Source organism: Parcubacteria group bacterium CG10_big_fil_rev_8_21_14_0_10_36_14 (assembly GCA_002772895.1).
Taxonomy (GTDB): domain Bacteria; phylum Patescibacteriota; class Patescibacteriia.
In genome coordinates, this window is record PFCS01000013.1 from 14,372 (window position 1) to 15,314 (window position 943).

The window sequence follows — 943 nt, forward strand, 5'->3', positions numbered from 1 at the left end:
TAAACAAAGGTCGTTAAAAAACAATAATTTATACGCTTATGCTGTTATTTTTTGTCGGTATTATAGAAATGCTTATTGCAACACTGTGGACAAAAATGATTATCAATACAAAGGTCGCAGCAAGTGGCTTTGTGACAATGATAAACATTTTAATCTGGTTTTATGTCTTACAAACAATTGTCGAAGATATAAGCAATTGGCATCTAGCATTATTATATGCGCTTGGTTGCGCTATTGGCACATCCGGAAGTACCTACTTTTTTCAAATTATTGAAAAAAGGGGCAAAAAAATGCCCAGGGTATTAGCTACGGATAAAAATCCAAATGACTAACAAAGATTACCCTTCGCCTAACTAACCGCCCTCTATGTTTTAATCACTAGAGGGCGGTTTTAGTTTAAAAGTTATTTTTTGCGATATTTTTTCAAAAACCTTATAAGCTGATAAATTATAATTGCCATTACCCCACCAAAAAATCCCAGAGCAATTATCCAAAAAATCATAAAAATCGGCGCAAGAGCTATTATTCCCAGTCCTACATCTTTAGAAATGCTTATCACAAGCAATCCTTTCATTAAAACTAAAGAGAAAATAATACCAATAATTCCACCAAATAAAAATACTCCGATATTTTTTAAAATATTTTTAAAAATTGCTTTAAATTTCTTCATGTTATTTTTTTGGTTTATAAAATTTTATCTGAAATACAAACCCAATAAAAAAAGTTATAGCAACCAAAAAGTTAATAATGGCTTCTATATTATCCCCTTTTGCAATATAACGCGCTCCCGCTATTGCAAAAATAAGAGTGCTAATCAAAAACCAAATTTTTGATGTAAATATTTTTTTCATAGTTTAATTACATTACTAAAAATAACAAAAAACAAGCTGAATTAAAGCTTGTCGCGCGTCGTATCAAAATAAACCATACTTCCGTATTTTTA

At 30.0% G+C, this 943-nt stretch carries 3 protein-coding genes; 1 reads left to right on the plus strand and 2 read right to left on the minus strand.

Going from position 1 to position 943, the window contains the following annotated elements; genetic code table 11:
• Positions 1–38 precede the first annotated feature (38 nt).
• Positions 39–332 (plus strand): hypothetical protein, encoded by a 294-nt coding sequence (locus tag COU51_01050; protein ID PIR66987.1) that lies wholly within the window; start codon positions 39–41, stop codon positions 330–332.
• A gap of 71 nt (positions 333–403) precedes the next feature.
• Here COU51_01050 and COU51_01055 read toward each other — a convergent pair whose 3' ends face one another.
• The gene (locus COU51_01055; GenBank protein PIR66988.1) at positions 404–670 is read right to left on the minus strand and encodes a hypothetical protein; all 267 of its coding nucleotides are present in this window, start codon (positions 668–670) and stop codon (positions 404–406) included.
• A 1-nt stretch (position 671) separates the two neighbouring features.
• Entirely contained in the window at positions 672–851 is a 180-nt protein-coding gene (locus tag COU51_01060; GenBank protein PIR66989.1) for a hypothetical protein, read from the minus strand.
• Between the last annotated feature and the right edge of the window lie 92 nt (positions 852–943).